The sequence below is a fragment of the Mucilaginibacter boryungensis genome, from assembly GCF_015221995.1.
GTDB classification, from domain to species: Bacteria; Bacteroidota; Bacteroidia; order Sphingobacteriales; family Sphingobacteriaceae; genus Mucilaginibacter; species Mucilaginibacter boryungensis.
Genome location: NZ_JADFFM010000001.1, coordinates 95,390 through 116,235, shown reverse-complemented (window position 1 = coordinate 116,235; position 20,846 = coordinate 95,390). Strand labels below are relative to the sequence as shown.

21 protein-coding genes are annotated in these 20,846 nt (G+C 44.4%); 12 read left to right on the top strand and 9 right to left on the bottom strand.

What is annotated here, in order from left to right; translation table 11 throughout:
• Positions 1-476 precede the first annotated feature (476 nt).
• Entirely contained in the window at positions 477-1,577 is a 1,101-nt protein-coding gene (gene carA, locus IRJ18_RS00450; protein WP_194104233.1) for a glutamine-hydrolyzing carbamoyl-phosphate synthase small subunit, read from the top strand.
• Between the two features lie 68 nt (positions 1,578-1,645).
• Here carA and gltX read toward each other — a convergent pair whose 3' ends face one another.
• Positions 1,646-3,166, bottom strand: a complete 1,521-nt coding sequence (gltX, locus tag IRJ18_RS00445; protein WP_194104232.1) for a glutamate--tRNA ligase — start codon at positions 3,164-3,166, stop codon at positions 1,646-1,648.
• A 169-nt stretch (positions 3,167-3,335) separates the two neighbouring features.
• Here gltX and IRJ18_RS00440 point away from each other — a divergent pair, with 169 nt between their 5' ends.
• Together IRJ18_RS00440 and IRJ18_RS00435 are read left to right on the top strand one after the other, a co-directional pair.
• Positions 3,336-4,562 carry a sensor histidine kinase gene (locus IRJ18_RS00440; protein ID WP_194104231.1) on the top strand — a complete coding sequence of 409 codons (1,227 nt, stop codon included), beginning with the start codon at positions 3,336-3,338 and terminating at the stop codon, positions 4,560-4,562.
• Positions 4,555-5,067, top strand: coding sequence for a DinB family protein (locus IRJ18_RS00435; RefSeq protein ID WP_194104230.1), 513 nt, complete (start codon positions 4,555-4,557; stop codon positions 5,065-5,067). The genes IRJ18_RS00440 and IRJ18_RS00435 overlap by 8 nt, the downstream gene beginning before the upstream one ends.
• Positions 5,068-5,121: 54 nt before the next feature.
• Here the strand turns inward: IRJ18_RS00435 and IRJ18_RS00430 are convergent, their stop codons facing one another.
• Positions 5,122-5,478 (bottom strand): DUF6249 domain-containing protein, encoded by a 357-nt coding sequence (locus IRJ18_RS00430; RefSeq protein ID WP_228072461.1) that lies wholly within the window; start codon positions 5,476-5,478, stop codon positions 5,122-5,124.
• 214 nt (positions 5,479-5,692) lie between these two features.
• Here IRJ18_RS00430 and IRJ18_RS00425 point away from each other — a divergent pair, with 214 nt between their 5' ends.
• From IRJ18_RS00425 to IRJ18_RS00410, 4 genes are all read left to right on the top strand, one after another.
• On the top strand, positions 5,693-6,049 hold the full coding sequence (locus tag IRJ18_RS00425) for a hypothetical protein (protein ID WP_194104229.1): 357 nt from the start codon (positions 5,693-5,695) through the stop codon (positions 6,047-6,049).
• A gap of 75 nt (positions 6,050-6,124) precedes the next feature.
• Positions 6,125-8,311, top strand: coding sequence for a TonB-dependent receptor (locus IRJ18_RS00420; protein WP_194104228.1), 2,187 nt, complete (start codon positions 6,125-6,127; stop codon positions 8,309-8,311).
• Positions 8,312-8,413: 102 nt separating this feature from the next.
• On the top strand, positions 8,414-8,995 hold the full coding sequence (locus tag IRJ18_RS00415) for an RNA polymerase sigma factor (protein ID WP_194104227.1): 582 nt from the start codon (positions 8,414-8,416) through the stop codon (positions 8,993-8,995).
• Positions 8,992-9,504: an anti-sigma factor family protein gene (locus IRJ18_RS00410; RefSeq protein WP_194104226.1), complete on the top strand. Its 513-nt coding sequence runs from the start codon at positions 8,992-8,994 to the stop codon at positions 9,502-9,504. The genes IRJ18_RS00415 and IRJ18_RS00410 overlap by 4 nt, the downstream gene beginning before the upstream one ends.
• A 151-nt stretch (positions 9,505-9,655) precedes the next feature.
• Here the strand turns inward: IRJ18_RS00410 and IRJ18_RS00405 are convergent, their stop codons facing one another.
• From IRJ18_RS00405 to murQ, 4 genes are all read right to left on the bottom strand, one after another.
• The gene (locus tag IRJ18_RS00405) at positions 9,656-10,228 is read right to left on the bottom strand and encodes a thiamine pyrophosphokinase (RefSeq protein WP_194104225.1); all 573 of its coding nucleotides are present in this window, start codon (positions 10,226-10,228) and stop codon (positions 9,656-9,658) included.
• A gap of 194 nt (positions 10,229-10,422) precedes the next feature.
• Positions 10,423-11,157 (bottom strand): Bax inhibitor-1/YccA family protein, encoded by a 735-nt coding sequence (locus IRJ18_RS00400; protein WP_194104224.1) that lies wholly within the window; start codon positions 11,155-11,157, stop codon positions 10,423-10,425.
• Between the two features lie 60 nt (positions 11,158-11,217).
• Positions 11,218-11,784: a hypothetical protein gene (locus IRJ18_RS00395; RefSeq protein ID WP_194104223.1), complete on the bottom strand. Its 567-nt coding sequence runs from the start codon at positions 11,782-11,784 to the stop codon at positions 11,218-11,220.
• Positions 11,785-11,913: 129 nt separating this feature from the next.
• Entirely contained in the window at positions 11,914-12,735 is an 822-nt protein-coding gene (murQ, locus tag IRJ18_RS00390) for an N-acetylmuramic acid 6-phosphate etherase (protein WP_194104222.1), read from the bottom strand.
• Between the two features lie 110 nt (positions 12,736-12,845).
• Here murQ and IRJ18_RS00385 point away from each other — a divergent pair, with 110 nt between their 5' ends.
• Positions 12,846-14,486, top strand: coding sequence for a S41 family peptidase (locus IRJ18_RS00385; protein WP_194104221.1), 1,641 nt, complete (start codon positions 12,846-12,848; stop codon positions 14,484-14,486).
• Here the strand turns inward: IRJ18_RS00385 and IRJ18_RS00380 are convergent.
• A complete protein-coding gene (locus IRJ18_RS00380; protein WP_194104220.1) occupies positions 14,483-14,962 on the bottom strand; it encodes a universal stress protein in 480 nt (159 codons plus the stop codon). The two genes, IRJ18_RS00385 and IRJ18_RS00380, sit on opposite strands and share 4 nt — an antisense overlap.
• 215 nt (positions 14,963-15,177) lie before the next feature.
• Here IRJ18_RS00380 and IRJ18_RS00375 point away from each other — a divergent pair, with 215 nt between their 5' ends.
• A complete protein-coding gene (locus IRJ18_RS00375) occupies positions 15,178-15,714 on the top strand; it encodes a hypothetical protein (RefSeq protein ID WP_194104219.1) in 537 nt (178 codons plus the stop codon).
• Here IRJ18_RS00375 and IRJ18_RS00370 read toward each other — a convergent pair whose 3' ends face one another.
• Positions 15,715-16,962, bottom strand: a complete 1,248-nt coding sequence (locus IRJ18_RS00370) for a voltage-gated chloride channel family protein (protein WP_194104218.1) — start codon at positions 16,960-16,962, stop codon at positions 15,715-15,717. It abuts the gene before it with no gap.
• 114 nt (positions 16,963-17,076) lie between these two features.
• Between IRJ18_RS00370 and IRJ18_RS00365 the strand changes: the two genes are divergently transcribed.
• Positions 17,077-18,027, top strand: coding sequence for a tryptophan 2,3-dioxygenase family protein (locus IRJ18_RS00365; protein WP_194104217.1), 951 nt, complete (start codon positions 17,077-17,079; stop codon positions 18,025-18,027).
• Positions 18,028-18,164: 137 nt separating this feature from the next.
• Positions 18,165-19,232: a branched-chain amino acid aminotransferase gene (locus IRJ18_RS00360; RefSeq protein WP_194104216.1), complete on the top strand. Its 1,068-nt coding sequence runs from the start codon at positions 18,165-18,167 to the stop codon at positions 19,230-19,232.
• Between the two features lie 283 nt (positions 19,233-19,515).
• On the opposite strand, the gene IRJ18_RS00355 is transcribed toward IRJ18_RS00360, so the two are convergent.
• The gene (locus tag IRJ18_RS00355; protein WP_194104215.1) at positions 19,516-19,797 is read right to left on the bottom strand and encodes an ATP-dependent Clp protease adaptor ClpS; all 282 of its coding nucleotides are present in this window, start codon (positions 19,795-19,797) and stop codon (positions 19,516-19,518) included.
• A gap of 125 nt (positions 19,798-19,922) precedes the next feature.
• On the opposite strand from IRJ18_RS00355, the gene IRJ18_RS00350 reads away from it, so the two are divergent.
• Positions 19,923-20,801 carry a DOMON domain-containing protein gene (locus tag IRJ18_RS00350; RefSeq protein ID WP_194104214.1) on the top strand — a complete coding sequence of 293 codons (879 nt, stop codon included), beginning with the start codon at positions 19,923-19,925 and terminating at the stop codon, positions 20,799-20,801.
• The last annotated feature ends 45 nt before the right edge of the window (positions 20,802-20,846 follow it).

Sequence of the window (20,846 nt, the reverse complement as noted above, 5' to 3'; positions counted from 1 at the left end):
ATAGGCTGAAATAGGCCCGCTCACTCTAAACCCGATAGTAATGGAAAGCCCGGACGAAGGAGGACTTGGAATGAATAGCGGGATTAAAGAACCTATAGCATGCTGAACGCTCGTTTTCAAACAGCTACTTGAATGGGAAATTTGGTGTATTTAACCCGCCTTTCTGCCAAATCTCAATATTTTGAAATTAACGCTCCTTGTTTCATTGCTTTCGTAGCCCTGCTTTCCACTACAAGTCTTCATTGCGCTGCGCTTCACTCCGGGCTTTCGTTGCAATCAGGTTTAAGTACAAGGGTTCGCCTTCACGTGCTCTCCATCCTGACGAATAAATTACAAAAACAGCCTTTTAAAAGCCAAAAAAAACCGTACTTTTGCGGCGTGAAATACGGATTTATCAGTCATACTTCACCTACCCACTTTACGGAAAGCATATCAGCCAAACCGGTCAAACATCCATTTTTTAATTTTTTTAGCAAATGACGAATTACACCAAACTTCCGGCTGTGTTATTATTGGCCGATGGTACTGCCTTTTATGGCAAGGCTGCGGGTAAAATTGGCACCACTACGGGCGAAATTTGTTTTAACACAGGTATGACCGGCTACCAGGAGGTATTTACCGATCCATCGTACTACGGCCAGATTATGGTGACTACCAATGCCCACATTGGTAACTATGGTGTCAGCCACGAAGAGGTAGAATCGGAAAGGATACAAATTGCCGGCCTGGTTTGTAAAAACTATAATATTGCTTACAGCCGCAAGCAAGCCGATGAATCTATCCAGGATTATTTCCAGGAGCAGAACATCGTTTCGATATCCGACATTGACACTCGTCAACTGGTACGCCACATTCGCGATAAGGGCGCAATGAACGCTATTATCTCGTCGGAAATATTGGATATTGAACAACTGAAAGCCAAACTGGCTGAAGTACCATCAATGGACGGGCTGGAGCTATCATCGCAGGTAACCACTACCGAAACTTATACCGTGGGCGATGAAAGCGCGCCATTACGGGTAGCGGTGCTTGATTTAGGTGTGAAGAAAAACATCCTGCGCAACTTTAGCTCTCGCGGCGTTTTTGCCAAAGTATACCCTGCTAAAACCAGCTATGCCGATATGGAGGCCGATTTTAAACCAAACGGTTACTTCATTAGCAACGGCCCCGGCGATCCGGCGGCTATGCCTTATGCGGTTGAAACAGTAAAAGATATACTGAAGGCCGATAAGCCTATGTTCGGTATCTGCCTTGGCCACCAGTTGCTGGCTTTGGCTAACGATATCCCAACCCAAAAAATGTTCAACGGTCACCGCGGCTTAAACCACCCGGTAAAAAATATCATCAAAAACCACTGCGAAGTTACTTCACAAAATCACGGCTTTGGTGTAGTGCCCGACGCAGTGAGGGCTTCGGACAAGGTAGAGATCACCCACGTAAACCTGAACGACCAATCGATAGAAGGTATCCGGGTGAAAGATAAAAAAGCATTCTCGGTACAATATCACCCCGAGTCATCACCCGGCCCGCACGATTCGCGGTACCTGTTTGATGATTTTGTGGAAATGATTAAATAAGATAACATATAAAAAAGGGGAAACAAATTGTTTCCCCTTTTTTTGGCATTATCCGTTACAATTATAATTTAAGCTGTAAACGCAACCAGCGCACCTTCAATCCTTTTGATGGTTTCCTCTTTACCCAATAGCGCGGCAATATCAAACACATGCGGGCCAAACTTACCCCCTACCAGCATAATCCGGAAGGGCAGCATTACATCGCCCATTTTAAAGCCTTTTTCTTCCATAAAAGCTTTAAAAGTGTTTTCTAACTCAACGGCTTCGTAATTGGTTAAGCTGTTTATTTTAGTCATAAACTCTTTAAAAAAATCCGTCTTTGCATCTGTCCATTTAGGTTTTACTGCGGCCAGGTCGTATTCCTTTGGCTGTTCAAAAAAGTAAACCGATTGCTGGTAAAAATCGGGCAGCAGGGTAACGCGGTCCTTTATCAGGTCAATTACAGTTAACAGATACTGGTCATCCTTTGCGTTAACGCCCTTATCAGCTAAAACCGCAATCACTTCCGGCTTCAAACTTTCGGCTTCCGATCTCTTTATCCATTCGGCATTATACCATTTAGCTTTCTCGAAATCGAATTTAGCGCCGGCCTTGCTCACCCGATCGATCGAAAATTTCTGCACCAGTTCGTCCATTGTAAAAATTTCCTGTTCGGTGCCATCGTTCCAGCCCAGCATAGCCAGCAGGTTCACAAAAGCCTGGGGTAAAAAACCCAGTTCGCGGAAGCCGGGGGTCAATTCGCCTGTTTTGGCATCAAACCAATTCATAGCAAAAACCGGAAAGCCCAGCCGTGCTCCGTCGCGCTTGCTTAGTTTGCCATGGCCATCGGGTTTTAATATCAGCGGCAAATGCGCCCATTGGGGCATATCATCATACCAGCCCAAATACTTCCATAACAGCAAGTGCACCGGCGCCGATGGCAACCACTCCTCGCCGCGGAAAGCGTGGGTTATCTTCATCAGGTAATCATCAACTACTACCGCCAAATGGTAGGTGGGCATCCCGTCGGCCTTTAATAGTACCTTATCATCAACTTGGTTGGTATCAAAGCTTACCTGCCCGCGTATCATATCGGTAAAGCTTACCTGCTCATCTACCGGCATTTTTATGCGGATAACATGCGGCGTTCCGGCGTCCAGCAGTTGGTCAACCTCGTGCTGGGGCAGGTTTAGTGAATTGCGCAGCGTGTCGCGGTAAGCATGCCCGTATTGAAAGTTTGGTATCTCCTTTCGGTTCTTATCCAGTTCTTCGGGGGTATCGAAAGCGTAATAAGCATAACCTTCCATCACCAGTTTTTCAGCGTACTGACGGTAGATGGTTTTACGTTCGCTTTGGCGATATGGTGCATATTTGCCGCCAGCCACCGGGCTTTCATCGGGGGTAATGCCGCACCATTGCAGGCAATCTAAAATATATTGTTCAGCGCCCTCTACATAGCGGCTTTGGTCGGTATCTTCAATACGTAAAACAAAATCGCCGCCATGCTGGCGTGCAAATAGGTAATTAAATAATACAGTACGCACGCCGCCCAGGTGCAACCCGCCGGTAGGACTCGGCGCAAAACGCACCCTCACTTTTTTATCTGTCATGATGGGGCAAAGATAGGTGGAAAGTCCGAAAGTCGGGAAGCCCGGAAGTCCGAAAGTTGAACTAATGTAATAGATTGAAACTTCAGTCGTTAATTTCGATCCAATATCTTTTCTAACTTCCGGACTTGCAGACTCACGGACTTACGGACTAATAATTATATTTGAACCAATGCTAAACGCCTACCAACAAAAACAACGCTGGAAATACTCGCTCATCGCCTTTGCGATAGTTATTGTATGTGGCTCGTTATTTTATACCAATTACCTGGTAAAAAACATTGCCAGGTCAGAACGTACCAGGGCCGAGGTGTGGGCATTAAGTATGAAACAGATCATCTCATCAGATGATAACGACTTTCTGCCTTATGTATTTGCCGTACGCGATAGCTTAACCGTCCCGGCCATAGTAGTAGATGAGGAGAATAATATAACGGCCTGGAAAGGATTGGATAGCACTAAAACCTATTATAAGCTACCGGAAGAAATAAAGGGCAACAAAGGCCCTAAATACGACCCGGGTTATTTTAAGGCCGAATTGGAGATCATGAAATCGCAGCATGCGCCTATTAAAATGAAAATGCCTTCCATTGGGGGCGATAAACCGGGGTACTCTTATATTTATTATAAGGATTCATTCCTGCTTACACAATTGAAGTATTTTCCGTACGTGCAGTTATCGGTTATTGCCATCTTCCTGTTGCTGGCCTATTCGGTATTCAGCTCTTCGCGCCGGTCGGAACAGGACCAGGTTTGGGTGGGCCTGGCTAAAGAAACCGCGCACCAACTGGGTACGCCCATATCATCATTATTGGCCTGGATAGAGTTGATAAAAGATAAATTTAATGCAGAAGACGACCCGCTGCTGGCCGAAATGGGCAACGATGTACAACGCCTTGAAGTTGTAGCCGACCGTTTTTCAAAAATAGGTTCGAAACCACAATTGGAACCCTACCCGGTATATGATGTGGTGAAAGATTACGTAGATTATTTTAGGATACGGGTTAGCAACAAGATAAATTTTGAAGTGCACGGCGACCAACACCTGATAGCCGGACTGAACAAGCCGCTGTTTGATTGGGTGATAGAAAACCTGCTGAAAAATGCCGTTAACGCTATTGAGGACACAGGCAGCATCATTGTTGAAATATCGGGCAGTAAAACTAAAAAACAAGTATATATTGATGTAATAGACTCGGGCAAGGGTATACCACGCTCTAAATTTGCAACCGTATTTCAACCAGGGTATACCACACGCAAACGCGGCTGGGGCTTAGGCCTTTCGTTAACTAAACGCATGGTAGAGAACTACCACGACGGGCAAATATTTGTGCGCGACTCTGAACTGGGTAAAGGAACTATTTTCCGTATCATATTAAAAAGCTTAAACAATGATTGATAAACCACAAGCGGGCGAATACGCCCCTTATTATGAGCGCTACATTAGCCTGGTTGATACTGGCAATGTTATAAACCTACTGGCAGAGCTTAAAGACAGCACTTTCACTTTTTTTAACAGCCTGCCAGCAGATAAAGCCGGTTATGCTTATGCCGAAGGTAAGTGGACCATTAAACAGGTAGTTGGCCACCTGATTGATGCCGAACGCGTTTTTGCTTACCGGCTGCTTTGTTTTTCGCGCGGGGATAAAAATAGCCTGCCGGGTTTTGACGAGAATGCTTTTGTGGAATATGGTGGTTTTAACAATCGTACCCTCCTTGACCTGGCCGAAGAATTTAAAGCGGTAAGGGAAAGCAACCTTTATATGTTGCGCGCTATTAGCGACGAACAAAGTAAAATTATAGGTACCGCCAGTAACCACCCCGTATCGGTAAGAGCTTTGGCTTACATTATGGCCGGGCACGAATTACATCACCTGCGGATAACCAAAGAAAGATATTTGTAAAAGCGAAAAGCCCTTTATTAATGATAAAGGGCTTTTTATTTGTTTAAAGGTTATTTACTGGGTATCCTTATCCAATACCTCTTTTTTCTCTACACGGTATGATATCACCAGCCCTGTACCACCAAATATGGCAATAAGTGCAAAGTAAATGGCCGGGTTGTCTTCGCCGATATTATTAAATACACTACGGTCAAGCACAAAGGCTAAAAACAAACCTAAGCCCGCGCCTATTAATAAAAGACCCCATTTAAGATTTTTATAGGGTGCCGGCTGGGCTTTGTAAGCGCGTGGGTCCATACCACGTTCTATCATAGCCATCTTCTCCCTGTTATTTAGATAAATGATCCCGAAGATCATTGCGAAAAGTCCCAGTGGTACTAAGATAGGGATCAGTAATTCTGCGTTTTCCATTTTATTAGTTTTTAAGTTATTTGATTTTTTAATATTTGTTAATTGCTGTGTTATGTAAGCTATGACCACAGCTTTTTCAATCAGGTTACACCCCCGCCATATTTTTTTTAATTATTTAGCTTTCACATATTACATAATTCCCTGCTATACTTTTATGCTATCTTTGTCCCCGATGCTGAGGAAACTTACATGTTACTTTTGGGCTGGACTGTTTTTGATCAGCAGTTTTATTTTGCCGCTGGGCGATTTTTCGCTGCTGCGGGATATCCCTCAAATGTATCAGAACTACACCAGGATCACATCTAACGAAGAAATGGGCGTGATTGATTTTATAGGTGATTACCTGATGCATGGCAAAGACATTTTTGGCCATAATGAACATGATAAGGTACCTGCTAAAGGGAACGATGTGCAGTTTCAGCACCAGGCCAGCCCGTTAAACATTGTTTTCTCTTATAACCCTGCGCTGCTAACAACAGATTCTTACTCGGTGTTAACCCATCCTTTGTTTATTCAGCGTTTTAATACTTCAAATTATCGTAATGAGCTGTTCAGGCCACCGCTTGCCTGATCTTAATTCTATTAAATTTTTTAGTCCATTACTTTATTGGCTGGCTTAATGGCCAGCTACTCCCATTTTAATTATATGAAGTTTCTTTTCAGCCTTATGGCTATTGTGCTGGCTTGCTTTAGCGCGCTTGCACAAAATACGTTTAAAGCAAAAGTGGTAAACTACCAAACCAAAGTTGGCCTGAAGGGCGCAACTGCTACTATTCCCGATCTGAAAATTACGGCAGTTGCCGATACCAGCGGGCAAATTACCATAACTAATATCCCTAACGGCAAATTCCAGGTCGAGATCACTTACATAGGTTTTATAAAAAGCGAACAGGTTTATAATTTCCCGCTGCAACATCCGGAACAGGTTTTTGAGATCGGCTTAATTCCTTCAACAGGTGAACTGGCCGGGGTAACCATTCAAACCACCCGCACTAACCAAAACCTGCAGGATATCCCTACACGGATGGAAGCCCTGCCTTTAGAAGAGCTGGATGAAAAAACCACCATGCGGCCGGGCGATATAAAAATGTTACTGGGCGAAACAACAGGTATCCATGTGCAGCAAACTTCGGCGGTGAGCGGCAGTGCCAGTTTTCGCATCCAAGGTTTAGATAGCCGCTATACCCAATTATTGCAGGATGGCATGCCCCTATATGCCGGTTTTTCCGGTAGTTTAAGCTTGCTGCAAATCAGTCCGCTTAATTTACGACAAGTTGAATTTATTAAGGGCTCGGCCTCTACCTTATATGGCGGGGGCGCCATTGCCGGTTTAGTTAACTTGATTAGTAAAGTACCTGAAACCGACCCCGAGCTCACAGTGCTGTTAAATGGTTCGAGCGCGAAAGGCGCTGATGCCAGTGCTTATTACAGTCAAAAATGGCAGCATATCGGTACCACCCTATTTGGTTCCTACAATTACAATAAAGCTTTCGATCCTTCAGCCGTGGGCTTTACGGCCATCCCTAAAACTAACCGATTTACCATCAACCCTAAAGTGTTTCTATATATGGACGATCGTAATTCGGGCTGGTTTGGCGTGAATACGACCTACGAGGACCGCTTAGGCGGAGACTTGCAAGTAGCGGAGGGAAAAGCTGATAACACGCATCAATATTTTGAGCGCAATAAAACGTTCCGCTTTTCTACGCAATTGTCCTTTACGCATAAGATCGATGGTGAAAGCCGGATCGGTTTTAAGAATACCGTTGGTTATTTTGACAGGCAATTGGGTGAACCGGGTTTTGACTTTAAAGGCCGGCAGTTTTCATCTTTCAGCGAGATCAATTATGTGCATAATGGCGAAAAGGCTTCCTGGGTAGCCGGCGCCAACCTGGTAACCGATCATTTCGCGGCCAAACCGCCTAAAGATATGTTGAGCTATAACCAGGCTACCACAGGAATATTTTTACAAAACACCTATAAGGCCACCGATTGGTTCTCTATAGAAAGCGGCTTAAGACTGGACAAAAACACACCTGCTCCTGACGCGCCATCCAGTGGGCTTTTTTTCCTGCCGAGGGTTAATGCGTTATTTAAAATTACCGATCATTTAACCAGCCGTATTGGTGGTGGTTTGGGCTATAAGATGCCCACCCTATTCAATGACGAAAGTGAGCAGGATGGCTACGAGCATATTCAGCCTCTAAACATTGGCAATACCCGGGCCGAACAATCGTACGGACTGAACGGCGATCTGAACTATCGGTCCAAGTTGGGTGACGAAGCTTTTATTAATATCAACCAGCTGTTCTTTTCCACACGAGTAAACAGGCCGCTTATCCTGCAAAATAATGCTTTTATTAATGCCCCCGGCTACCTGAACACGCAGGGGACGGAAACCAATATTAAGCTGGTGCTGGATGAACTGGTGTTTTACCTGGGCTATACTTTTACAGATACCAAACAACACTTTAGCAACCTAATCGGTGCTCAGCCTTTAACCCCCAAACACCAGCTAAGCTTTGATGCCACCTATGAAATAGAAGGCAGCTTTCGTTTTGGTGTGGAAAGCTTCTATACCGGGCCGCAACTATTAAGCGATGGCACAACGGGAAAGGGATATATAACCTTTGGCATGCTGGTGCAAAAAATGTGGAAACACCTTGACCTGTTTGTTAATGCGGAAAACCTGACCGATCAGCGCCAAACTAAATGGGGCAGTATTTACACCGGCACCATCACCAAACCTAAATTCAGGGATATTTATACTCCTTTAGATGGCGTAGTGGTAAATGCGGGCGTCAGGATCAAATTATTAACCAATAAATTGTAATACCCATACTTATAGTCATCAGAAAAAGAAAAACGAACGCAGCTAATTATTTCTGTAATTTAGTGTAACCTGCGCGCAAAATACGGCGTCGTAGTTTCAGTAATGCAAAGCAAGCTATCCGACATAGAATTGATCGATCAAACCCTTGCGGGGAACCAGTCGGCTTATGCCGACCTGGTAAAACGGCACCAGCGGTTTGTATTTACGCTGGCTATGCGCTTTACTAAAAGCCGCGAGGACGCCGAAGAGGTTGCACAGGATTGTTTTATTAAGGCTTACAGGTCGCTGGCCTCTTTTGGGCAGCAATCAAAATTCAGCACCTGGTTGTATAGTATTGTTTATACTACCGCCATGACCCATCTGCGCAAAAAACGGGTGGATACCTCTTCAATTGACGATGAAAATACTTATTTGCAGTTGGAGGATACACATGGCGGGATGGATGCGAATTTGGCCGAGAACAAATCGCGGTCGTATTACTTAAATATAGCTATTGGCCAGTTACTGCCCGATGATGCTACTATTATTACCTTGTTTTACAACGGCGAACAATCGCTTGAGGAAATTGGCGAGGCTTTAGGCATGGAGGCAAATACAGTTAAGGTTAAACTATTCAGGGCGCGCCAGCGTTTAAAAGAAAAGCTGGAACGCCTGTTAAAACATGAGGTTAACGAATTGATATGAACAGCATAGAAGAACAACTATGGAGCTACATTGATGGCACCTGCACCGCCGAAGAAAGCGCGCAGATAAGCCGACAACTTGCCCATAACCCCGAGTACCAGCAGCTGTACCAGGAATTGATGCAACTGCACAGCGAGTTTGGCAACCTTGAGCTTGACGAACCGCCTATGGCTTTTACCTATAACGTGATGGAGCAGATACGCACCCAGGAAGCCAGCGTGCCATTAAAAGCCACTATTAATAAGCGTATTATATGGGGCATAGCTGCCTTTTTTATATTGACCATATCTGTAGTGCTGATCGTTGGGTTGCGCGATATAAACTGGGCCAGCAGCAGCTCAACATCAGCATTAAAAGTACCGGCCCAATTAAATGTGGCTAAGGTGACCGGCTTTTTCAGCGGGCCATGGATGAAAGGTTTCTTGTTTTTTGACGTGGTGTTGGGCTTGTTCCTGCTTGATGGCTACCTGCGTAAACGCACTCAGGACAAACAAGAAGGGGCGCATTAAAAAAATTGAAAAAAATTCCGGACTGAAAAATGTTTGGTACAGATATTGTATTAGTATATGTGAATTGGCAATCTTGCCAATTTAATTGTGATAAGGTTTAGGTTGAAAGTCCCCCGGAGCAAGTCTGGGGGGCTTTTTATTTATACCCTATTCAATCTAAATACTCGGCAAGCAGCATATACGGATTGGTAAATTGCAAGCTGATAAACCCATCGTGCGTAGTTTTATAGATATTGCCCTCCACAGGCGACAATCCAGTGTACAGAAAATTGTTCGGTTGTGTCAAAAATTCCATACGGTCGCCGGCAGGTTTCCATTTACTAAAGCCCGGGTGCACAGCTATTATTTTTTTACCACCACAAAAAACTACCAGGTCCAGCTGTTCAAAATAGCGTTCAAGCCCGCTCGCTGTAAAATTGTCAGTAATTAAATTTACCGCGTGGTAGCCCTCGCCCACCAGATATTTCAATGCCGCTATAATTGGTTCATCACCACCTGCAGGCATTAATTTAATATCCGATTGTTGCAAGCCCATCATTTCATCGGCTATTAGCCAGTCTATCTTTATACCATAGGTTTGTACCTGTTCTGCCGTATCGGAAGTTACCACAACAGTTGGGCTCCATTCCAGCAGTTGCCCAAGCAGTTCGTCAGAAAAGTTATTCAACCCGGCTATCAATAAGGCCGGCTCTTGTTTTTCGCGTACAATATGGTGTGAGGACATGGGGGTTAGTGATTAGTTGATTGGTGATTAGAGATTAGGCCTATTCCCGTCATGCCGACCTTGTTTCGGCATCCCATTAGCAGGGCAACCTATCTTATAAGACCCCCAAGCAAGTTCGGGATGACGCTTTGCTTACGCAAAACTGCATAAAAAAAGCCATCCTTGCAGATGGCTTTTAAATATCATATCGGCAATTATTTCCTGCGGCCAAATATGCGCAGCAGAAATAAGAATAGGTTCACAAAATCAAGATATAATGATAATGCACCCATTAATGCTAATTTTTTACCGTCGGCATCACCGTATTCAATACCGGCACCAATGCGTTTCAATTTTTGCACGTCGTAAGCGGTTAAACCAGTGAAGATGGCCACGCCAAAAAAGCTAAGCACATAATCAAATTGCGCACTATGCAAAAACATATTAATTACCGATGCAATGATCAAACCTATCAAAGCAATAAACAGCAGCGACCCTAACTGTGTCAGGTCTGTTTTAGTAGTATAACCGGCTATAGCCATTACCCCAAACAATACCGTTGCCGTAAGGAACACATTAAATACCGAGGCTGCTGTATAAATTAATAATATACCCGAAAGGCTGATACCCAAAGTAGCCGCATATACCACAAATAGTATGGCCAGTACAGGGTAAGATATCCTGTTGAACCCAAAGCTGATCAACAGCACAAAGGCCAAAGGAGAAAACATAGCCAAAAGGCCTAACCCGCTTAAGCCATCGGTTTGGGGGTTAAACAAATAAGCGCGCAGGTCTGGGTTATTTGCAAATTCGTATGCACAAAAAGTTGAGATAGCCAACGCCGCAAACATCCATAAAAACACGTTTGCCAAAAACTTGCGCGATAAGGTCTGCTCATCGTCCAGTTGTACTACACTATCATAAGTGTAATTATTATCCTTAATTTCCATTTTTATTTTTATTCGATTTTAGTTGATTTTTATATAAAGTTACGCAAATTAGATGAAGATTTAGTTAAGACGTTTAGTCATAGTTTCTTCAACTTTTTTAAATACCTGTAAGGGTTTTAGCGTCCGCCAGCCCAACTCATTTAACGCGCCGCCAAAATTTATATAGTAATCGATATTACTGTTTTTAAACTCGCGGATCACGTGCTCCTGGAAATTCACACCGGCTATCCAGCCATCTTCAACCTCTTGGAACCATTCTTCATAATAACAATCATCCGATGCATGGAAGTTCAGCACGTTCTCGCCTATCAGCACAAACTTATTCACGCCCTGGTCTACCATTACATCAAACAGTTCGCGCTTCATCAGCATAATATCGTTGTTAATGGCATCGTTCCATTCGCCAATAAATTCAATAATACTGTAACCGCGCTCGTAATCAACAAATAATATCTTCAGGTACAGCGTGTTCGATCCGAATGAATCCCACTGCGGGTGTATCAGGTAGTTGTATAATTGTTTATCAAACTCAAACTCGTTGTATTCAGTTGAGTAAAATGGAGATTGCATATCTTCTGCCGCAATGTAATCATCCCTCCACCTGTAATATGGCTCAATCTCGTGCATGATCTTTTAAATGTGCGGGTATGCAAATGTGCAAGTATGCAAATTTTTTGCATCGGCACTATTTACATTGCACCTTATAGTTTAAATTCGATATTCATTTGCACCTATGCACATCTGCATATTTGCACATCACTTCGCTTTCTTCACCCGGTTGTGCTGTTCTACAGCCTTGCGCACGCTGCCATAGGTTTTTAAAAGTTCGGCAGCAGCATCTTCACCTAAGCCTGTCTCGTCCATCACCATGCGGGTGCCTCTGTCAACCAGTTTATGATTGGTTAACTGCATGTCTACCATTTTATTGCCTTTTACCCTGCCCAGTTTTATCATTACGGCAGTGCTTAGCATATTCAGTACCAGCTTTTGCGCGGTACCCGCCTTCATCCGGGTCGATCCGGTTACAAACTCGGGACCGGTAACCACCTCAACAGGGTATTGCGCTTCGGCAGCTACAGGGCCGCCGCTATTGCATACAATGCAGCCTGTTGCCAAACCCATTTGGTTGGCCTTACGCAACCCGCCAATAACATAAGGTGTAGTGCCCGATGCCGCTATGCCCACAACCACGTCCTTACTGTTAATGTTATACTCTCCCATATCTATCCAGGCCTGTTCTGGATCGTCCTCGGCAAATTCAACGGCGCGGCGTATGGCGCCATCGCCGCCAGCTATAATGCCTATCACCCAATCAAAGGGCACACCATAGGTTGGTGGGCACTCAGATGCATCAACAACGCCCAGCCTGCCGCTGGTACCTGCACCTATATAAAATAAGCGGCCGCCATTACGCATGCGTTCGGTAACTACTTCTACCAATTTCTCAATCCTGGGTATTTCTTTCTCCACGGCGTAGGCCACAGTTTTATCCTCATCATTAATATGATGAAGCAATTCGCCCACCGGCATTTGCTCCAGGTTGTTATAATTCGATTCCTTTTCGGTAACTAATCTCATCAGGTTATAAACAGATAAACAAAAATCAGTAAAATTTAGTATAATCTAAACAATACCTGTATTAAAAATTATATGCTGTAATCAGCAATGTTTAACTTTGGTGCATAATAATGAAAAGAGCGGCGGCAATTATCTTCAGATCCATCATATTAATATTAACCGGTGTTACCATCGGCTTGTTAATTAACGGCCAAAATTTCCCGGGGCAACACTTAGGCTATCCATTTGCAAATGATAACAAACTTGAAAAAACTTTGCAGTTGGTTAAAGACAAGTATGTGGATACCGTTAATATAGCCCGGGTTGAGGGCGAAGCTATAAATAATATCCTTCAAAACCTCGATCCGCATTCGCTTTATTTGCCCCCTCAGCAAGCGCAATCTATTAATGAACGGCTGGAGGGCGAATTTAACGGTATTGGAATAGAGTATCAATTACTGCGCGATACCATGTTTGTTACCCAGGTGTATGCCGGTGGCCCCGCTGCAAAAGCCGGCGTAAGGGTGGGCGACCGGGTGATGACCGTAGATAACAAACCTTTTTCGGGCACCAGCCTTAAGCCCGAACTAATAAATAAAACATTACGAGGCGAAAAAGGGACTACTTTAACCCTGGGCGTAACCGATATGGCGGGCAAAGCCCCCTTAAAACAGTGCCTTATAACCCGGGGCCATGTTGACCTGAGCAGCCTTGATGCTGCCTATATGGCGGCACCTAAAATTGGCTATATTAAACTGGGCAAGTTCGCAGCTACATCCGATACCGATTTCCGCGCGGCGCTGCAAAAATTAAAAGCCAGCGGATTAAAAAACCTGGTAATAGACCTGCGCGGCAATGGCGGCGGGTATCTTAGCGCGGCTACCTCGTTAGCCGACGAGTTTTTACCCAAAGGAAAGCTAATAGTTTATACAAAAGGCGTGCATGAGCGCCGCACCGATTACTTTGCGTCAGACTCGGGCATGTTCCAACAGGGTAACCTGGCGGTATTGATAGATGAGTATTCGGCATCGGCCAGCGAGATACTTGCAGGCTGCCTGCAGGACCTTGACCGCGCCACTTTAGTAGGACGGCGGTCGTTTGGTAAAGGGCTGGTGCAGGAACAGTTCCCTTTCGGGGATGGCTCGGCTATTAATTTAACCGTGGCCAGGTATTATACCCCTTCAGGCCGCTCTATCCAAAAATCGTACAAAAATGGAGTAGATAGCTACCATAATGAAATTGCCGACCGGATGCAGAAAGGCGAATTATACTCGGCCGCCAATACGTTGAAGGATAGTTCATTCCGTAAGGTATCTTATTACCATACATCGAAAGGTAAAAAAGTTTATAGCGGCGGCGGCATTATGCCCGATATTTTTATCCCAGCCGATACTAATACAAACACCCCGCTGATCCAGGACTTGAACCAGCAGCAGTTATTTACCGCTTTTTTAATTGACAGGCTTTATCCTATCTTTAAGAAGTATACTACCGATGATGATTTTATCAGGAATTTCCAGGTGAGTGATCAGTTGTTTACCGATTTTATTGTCTATTCATCGGCCACCATTAAAGAAATGGATTCGCGCGAGTTGCGGGAATCGAAACCCAATATTAAAAAACTGCTAAAGGCCTACATGGCCCGCTTTATGTGGGGCGATACGGCCTATTATCGCGTAGTTAACAATGATGATCCGGCTGTAATGAAGGCAGTAGGCATATTGAAACAGCAAAAACCAGTGCTATTAGCTAACCGCTACCCTAATAATTAATCCCTGTCCTCTTCTTTCATCGGTACAACCAGCACGGGCACTTCCGCATGACGTATCACGTGCTCTGCCACGCTACCCATTAACAGGCGGTCTAACCCTGTGCGGCTGTGCGTACCAATAACAATCATATCGGCATTAAAATCTTTACTGCATTTTATAATACCCTCGGCCGTATCACCATATTCGGTAAAATTAGTAATGGGCGTATCCTTGCCATATTTTTTTGTGGCAGCAGTCAGCATAGTACGCGCTTTTTCATCCTGAATATGATAAAGCTCGGGTACCACCATATCGCTGGTGGTATCAAATGGCATCCCTATACCCGCATCAACCGAGGGGGCGGGTGCAGTAACAACAGGCTCAATAATATGTATCAGGCCAACTTCGGCTTTTAGCTTATGGGCAAGATTAAAACCATATTCAACAGCATGTTCGGCAAATTTACTGTCATCAATACCAATAAGGATCTTTTTCATACGGATAGGCTTTTTGGGTGATAAGTATAAAGATAAACAATTAAGAAAGGATATGTTTTGAACAGCTATTAGAAATTGATATCTTGTTTATCAAAATAAATATCCATGAAGCGTTTGGGTTTGTCTTGCTTTAGTTTAATGATTGTTTTATTGCTGTTTAATTGTACAGGAAACATTAAAAAATCAATTACTAAAAATAACAAGTACGATAAATTATGAGCCTATATCAACCTATTAATATTGATACATTTAAAGTGTTTTCAGCTGAAAATACTGATAGTGCAGGCTACAAATTCAAAGGAAAGCGGATAGACACTACCCTTTTATATTTACTTCCTAAAGGGATACTATGGGATGATACCGAATGCTTTGCGGTTTATAAGTTTACTATTGATAAAAATAATATTGGTTTAATTACACGTACGCCGGGTCAGTATTCAACATCCTCAATTAAATTGCTTGTTTACGACAAGCGTAAAGATACGATTAACGATTTTTTTGAATTAGCCGAAAAATGGGGTGATGCTGGTGATGTGTTAGAGAAGGTTGCCTGGATTTATAAAGCCGATAATCATAAGTTTAATTATCTGATATGGGAAGAATTCTCACACTACAACAGTATCGACAATGATAAAGATACATCTGTAAACCGTGATGATACGTATTCACTTTTAGAAATTAGTAACGCTAAGCACGATACCCTAAACAAAAAAGCAGAAGCTTTATTCAAAAAGTTTAAAGGCAAAAAGTAATCACTTCCGTCTCTGCGCGCTATATATCCCTACTTTTCCGCTACACAAATAGGCTACAAAACAAGCCAGCGCATAAAAAAGCACAAAGTTTATCCCAAACAGCTCTATACCCATAACCGTGCAGGCCAATGGCGTTTTGGTGGCGCCCGCAAAAACTGCTATAAAGCCCAGGCCAGCAAACAGGCTAACCGGGGCGTTTAGCAAACCAGCCAGCGTATTACCTAAAGTCGCGCCAATATAAAATAGCGGGGTAACTTCGCCGCCCTTAAAACCGGTGCCTAAAGTGATAACGGTATAAACCAGCTTCCATAGCCAGCTAAAGAGATCAGCGCCGCCCTGCTGAAAGGCTGAAACAATGGTTATCGCACCGGGATATTCAGGACTGACACCCAGGCTTAAATAATCGGGTTTACCGATAAGAAAGGTTAGCGCAATAATGATAAGGCCGCCGCAGATGGGTATCAGCCAGCTGATCTTGATCAGCTTATTAAAAGTATCCTTTACCACATGTGCCGACTTGGCAAAAGCATAACTTGTCAGTCCGAATAAGGCCGCTGCCGGTATGGTTTTTAGCAGCAGCAAAACATTAGCGTTGAAAGCGTGCCCATAAAAAGCATACCCGCCGGGGATATTGCCGATATGATAGGGCGTGTGCATTACCCCCCAGGCCGATACGGTATAATCGCCCACAAACCCGGCAATAAGGCAGGGCAGCCAGGCCTCATATTTAAAACGGCCAACCGTTAACACTTCCAGCGCGAAGATGAAGCCTGTTAGCGGCGTACCAAACACGGCCCCAAACCCGGCGGCAATACCGGCGGTCAGCAGCATTTGCTTATCATGGTCATTCAGTTTAAACCAACCGGCAAACAGGTTAGCCAGGCTGCCGCCAATTTGCACGGCCGTACCCTCGCGCCCGGCCGAGCCGCCAAACAAATGGGTAATAACCGTAGTAGCCAGTATAAGCGGGGCCATGCGTTTAGGCACACCGGCGCCGGGCTGGTGTATCTCATCGATGATGAGGTTATTCCCTTTTTCGGACGAACCGCCGTACCATTTGTATAGCAAATGTATCACTATGCCCGCCGCAGGCAGCAAATACAATAACCAGTTATGCTGAAAACGGAAATGAATGGCCCAGTTTAACAACCATAAAAATAAGGCTACCATACTGCCAATAGCCACAGCAACAGGTATGGTAACAAGCGCGGGACGGATAATGGCCGGTGAAAACAGTTTTTTAAGCATAACCTACAGACAAACATAATTATTTCGGATTTCGAATGTGGGATTTCGATTTTTTTTCTTTTGTGGGGGCGAACCAATCCGAAATCGAAATCCGAAATTACATACCTTTGCCCTATGTCCATTTCCCCCGAAATAGAAAAAAGAATTGCCGAACTGCAGGAAAAGTACGAAGCTATGGGCCAGGATATGGCATCGTACCTGGACGGCTTGCTATATGCCGATTTCCTGACGTATTGGGACTATATCCACCTGGATACGTTATTAAGCCTGCAAAGCCCCAAAACGCCGTTCCCTGACGAGGAGATATTTATTATCTATCACCAGATAACCGAACTGTATTTTAAACTGGCCCTGCACGAGTGCAGGCAAATTGCGCAGCAGTCGCCGTTAAACGTCGATTTTTTTGCAGCGCGGCTAAAACGTATTAACCGTTATTTTGAAGCATTAACACAATCGTTTGAAATTATGGTGGATGGGATGGAAAAGGAACAATTCCTAAAATTCCGGATGTCATTACTTCCCGCCAGCGGGTTCCAATCGGGACAGTACCGCATGATTGAAATTTATGCAACCGATTTTATAAACCTGGTAGCTAAAGATAAACGCGAGGAATTGCGGGGGGGCACTATTGAAGATCAATTTGAATACATCTACTGGAAATTTGGCGCTACCGAGCTATCAACCGGTAAAAAAACCTTGACGCTGAAACAGTTCGAGAAAAAATACGCCAAAATTTTTACTGAATTAGCGCATGCGACTGCCACCTCAAATTTTAATTCGCTTTATACCCAGTTAAAGGCCACCGGGCAGGCTACCCCGCAACTGGAACAGCAGCTGCGCGAACTTGATGTAAATATAAATGTGAACTGGCCGCTATCGCACTATAAATCGGCCGTGCGCTACCTGCACCGCGAGCCCGAGGAAATTAAAGCTACGGGTGGTACCAACTGGCAAAAATACCTGCCCCCGCGTTTCCAGAAACGCATATTCTATCCGCAACTATGGAGTGCTGCGGAGCTGGAAAATTGGGGAAAGGCCTGGGTGGAAAAAGCATTGGAGGGTTGATGGCTTATCGATCATAATCGTCATACTTGATATTGAGCATGTTAATGTCAATTTTTACAGACGCCATGAACCATCATCTATGAACTATGAACCAAATTTCCTAACTTGCCACTTTTCCAATAATAATTCTACACGCCATGACTGAGACGCTGGACATTAAGATCACCAAAACGCAAAATTCGCGTTTATCGCAAACAGATTTTAGTAATTTACCCTTCGGACGCATTTTTACCGACCATATGTTTGTGGCCGATTACGCCGATGGTGAATGGAAGAATTTTGAGATCGTCCCTTATGGCGAGATCGGGCTTAGTCCTGCTATTTCGTCTATCCATTACGGACAAGCATTTTTTGAAGGTTTAAAAGCTTACAAACATGCTGATGGTACGGTAACTGTATTCCGTCCGGAAAAGAACGCGGCACGGGCCAATAAATCGGCCGAACGCCTTTGCATGCCTACCCTGCCCGAAGATATTTTTGTAAGCAGTATTGCCGCTCTGGTCGACCTTGAGCGCGATTGGATACCTACCGCGCCAATGCATTCGTTATATATCCGCCCGGTGATGTTCGCTACCGACCCTTACCTGGGTGTTACCCCGTCAAAAACCTACAAGTTTGTGGTATTAACCTGCCCGGTAGGCCCTTATTTTTCAAAGCCGCTGCGTGTAAAATTTGAAACACATTATACCCGCGCTGCCGAAGGTGGTTTTGGCTATGCCAAAGCAGCCGGCAACTACGGCGGTTCAATGCTGCCATTTAAGAAAGCTGCGGAAGAAGGCTTTGACCAGATCATCTGGACTGACGCTAAAGAGCATTTATATGCCGAGGAAATGGGCGCGGCCAACGTTATGTTTATGCTGGATGGTACACTGGTAACCCCATCAACCCGCGATACTATTTTAGATGGTGTAACCCGCGATACTGTTTTAGCATTGGCCCGCAGCTGGGGTGTGCCGGTTGAAGAGCGCCGTGTATCGATAGCTGAAATTGTAGAAGGGGCCAAAACAGGCAAACTAACCGATGCCTTTGGTGCCGGTACAGCGGCCACTATTGCCCCGGTTGGCGAATTCCATTACGATGGCGTTGATTACAAGTTAAGCGACCCAACCACCCGCGAATTCTCGCAAAAAGTATTAAAAACTTTAGATGCCATACGCTACGGCAACGCGCCCGACGAGTTTGGCTGGAACCATATTGTGGCTTAATTAAATTTAAGCTGCAAGCAAAAAGGGCATTGATCATTGATCAATGCCCTTTTTATTTATCACAATTTGTCATTTCGAACGAGGTACGAGGAGAAATCTTATACGACCCACCTATCGCATGTATAAGATTTCTCCCTGTCGGTTCGAAATGACATCTTTTATTTCGTCATATACAGTTTCCCGCATACCATCCCACTTGTAATAGGAAAGGTTTTATTGATAAGCCTTTTTTATTTATCACTCCCTCATGCCGAACTTGTTTCGGCATGACGATATGGTTACGTTATTCAACCGAAACAGTTAAGCCTTCCTGCTGAAGTATTTTCCGGTAGATCTCTACCTCAGTAAACGAGCCTTCTAATATAGCGCACTTGCCTTCGTTATGTACCTTCCAGGCTATTTTTTCGGCTTGCGGTTCGGAGTAGTCCAGGTATTTGATCATGCAATGAATAACATGGTCGAACGTATTGTGGTCATCGTTCCATAATATCAGGCGGTGCATCTCTTTTAAGCCCGCCAGCACCTCTTCAAGGGTGAACGTTTCTTCTTGTACCTCTGTTGGCATATGTAAAGGCAAAGTTACTCAAAAAACCTGCAATAAAAATGTTAAAATAGTGTTGATACAGCACATCATATATTGTTTATATTAAGTTAAATATTTTTTAAATACCCTTAACCATCAATACCCCAATGAAAAAGAATTTATCTTTTGGCTGTGCCATTAGCATGCAGCTTTTATTTGCAATTGCCGTACCGGCACAATCTAAAACTAACAGTAATACACTACAACCACCGCCGCCGGCTGTTAAAATTGACGGCAAATTGGACGAATGGGGTGATAGCCTGCGCTATTACAACGAAGAAAAAAAATTAAACTATACGCTGGCCAATGATAACGACAATTTGTATGCGGCCATCCGCATTAACGACCGCAGCGAGCAGGCACGCATTTTGGGTGCGGGCTTAACCTTAAGTATTAATACCAAAGGCAAAAAGAAAGGCGATTATACCCTTACTTTCCCCATTGCTGAAGCAGGTATGAACAACCGCCTGGGTATGGGTGCACGTAAGCCTGATGAAAGTATAACCCAGGAAGACCGCGACCAGCTAATACGCGCCCGACTTACTAAGCTACGCGACATTAAGGTGACCGGCTTTAAGGATATTGAAGGCGATATAATAACCACTACTAATACCTACGGCATTAAAACAGCTATTGATTATGATGCTAATGGCTATTTGATCTATGAAGCCTCCATCCCGTTAAAGCTATTCGGCAGCTTCAAAGCTGGTAAAGATGAATGGGCCTTTAATTTTAAAATAAACGGCCTAACCAAACCTGAAATGGGCGAGGGTGGCATGCGCCGTGGTGGCGGTGCCGGCGGTATGGGCGGCGGTGGCGGTGGCGGTGGCGGAATGGGTGGTGGCATGCGTGGCGGCGGCATGGGCGGCCGACGTGGCGGCGGTATGCGCAGTGGCAGTAACATAGGAGAAAACACTGCAAGTGCCGACCGCGCTGAACTATTTAAATCTGTTGATTTTTGGGAGAAGTATTTTTTAAATAAGTGATCGGGAATAGAGATTGAAGGTTAAAGATTAGAGGTTAGTTAAAAT